Annotated in this window: 2 protein-coding genes; one reads left to right on the top strand and one right to left on the bottom strand. The window is 68.7% G+C overall.

From position 1 onward, the window contains the following. Positions 1-174: 174 nt before the first annotated feature. A complete protein-coding gene (locus B9G38_RS17215; protein ID WP_086221169.1) occupies positions 175-429 on the bottom strand; it encodes a hypothetical protein in 255 nt (84 codons plus the stop codon). A gap of 478 nt (positions 430-907) precedes the next feature. Here B9G38_RS17215 and B9G38_RS17210 point away from each other — a divergent pair, with 478 nt between their 5' ends. Continuing rightward, positions 908-1150, top strand: coding sequence for a ferredoxin (locus tag B9G38_RS17210; protein WP_086221168.1), 243 nt, complete (start codon positions 908-910; stop codon positions 1148-1150). Positions 1151-1516 lie beyond the last annotated feature (366 nt).

Genomic DNA, 1516 nt, shown 5'->3' with positions numbered 1-1516 from the left:
TCGTCGGCGGAATAGGCGTACGTCTCCTCGTCGACCCAGCGCCGCTGCCAGCGCGGCTCGACGGCGTCGGGGTCGTACTCACCACTGGGCATTTCGGTCACACGTTCCGCCGGTTCCCCCTTAACGGACTCGGTTGTGTGGGGCGGCGTCCGGTGAGGGCGCGGTCAGCGGCCGTCAGACCGTGTCGTCGAGGTCGTGGTCGGCCGCCATCTTCGACGCCTCCGTCGCGAACCGCTCGACCTCGTCGGCCGGGCTCTCCCCCAGCGCGCTCTCGTCGACCTCGCGGCCGGCGGTGACCCCGTCGCCCGTGACGAGCCGCTGTTCGGCCAGCTCCTTCGTGTGCATCCGCTCGCCGTCCTCGGTGGCGTAGGTGAGCCGGACGAGCCCCTTCGAGTCGAACTGCCGGTCGACGAGCCAGACGGTGGGCATGCGCGGGGATCGGTTCCTGCGACGCTTAAAAAGGACGGTCGATGCGCGCGAGAATTCGGTGGCGAGGGGCGATTCCGGAGCAGGGTTGCGGTCGGCGCGTGCCTCCGAGCGCCCGACGGGGCGCTCGGAGGCACGCGCGAGGGACGCCGCGAGCGACCAGAGGGAGCGAGCGGCGAGGCTGGGGAGGCGTGAGGTGCGGTCGCTGTGCGGGGCGGTGCGGGGCGGGACTCAAAGCCCCAGCCGCGAGGGCGAAGGCGGCCGCAGCAAGCACCGCAGCGAAGTGAGCGAGGAGCGCAGCAAGGCCCCCGAGTCCTCGCGGCTGGGGCTTTGGAGCTGTTCGCTGTTGATCCGCGATAGACTGTTTATAAGAGAACCGCTGAGACTTCGGCGGAAATCACCGCCGATCCGTTCTCGGAGTCGTCAGAGTCCTATGCGTCTCGTCGCCACGGCTTTGTATCGGCTCACCGAACCAGTGGTCATGTACGTCGAGTTCGACCGCGACACCTGCGTCGGGATGTACCAGTGCGTCGCCGAGTGGGACGCCTTCGAGAAGGACCTGAACGACGGGAAAGCTGATTTAAAAGGAAGCGAAGAGGAAGAAGACGACCTGTTCGTCGTCGAGGTGCCCGACGGCGAGGAGCTCGACGCGAAGTTCGCGGCGCGCTCGTGCCCGGTCGACGCCATCGAAGTGTACGACGACGACGGCGAACAGGTGGTGTGAGCGGTTCTGGACGATCGGGTTGTCGTTTATAAATAGCCGTCTGCGGGTCGAACGAGAACACCGCCAAAGCCCCAGCCGTGAGGGCTCGCGCGACTCGCTGCGCGTCTCGTTCAGTCGCTGACGCTCCTTCACTACGGTGCTTGCTTCGTCGGGCTTCGCCCTCACGGCTGCCCCTTTGAGTCCCGCCCGGCACAGCACAGCGCCTCACACCTCCCCAGCCTCGCGGCTCACGCTTCGCGGCTTCGCCGCTCGCGTTCGCCGCGTCCCTCGCACGCGCTGCGTCCCGGCCTCCGCTTCGCTCCGGCCGCTCGCAGGCCCGCGCCGGGGGGCAGAGGCTGGCGCGCGCGGCGGCCCCCGGTCGTGTCA

The organism is Halorubrum sp. SD612 (assembly GCF_002135005.1).
This window is presented reverse-complemented; position numbering and strand designations above follow the sequence as displayed.

Excerpts from the sequence above, each read along its gene's own strand:
- B9G38_RS17215 (WP_086221169.1), bottom strand. The coding sequence starts at position 429 with ATGCCCACCGTCTGGCTCGTCGACCGGCAGTTCGACTCGAAGGGGCTC.
- B9G38_RS17210 (WP_086221168.1), top strand. The coding sequence starts at position 908 with ATGTACGTCGAGTTCGACCGCGACACCTGCGTCGGGATGTACCAGTGC.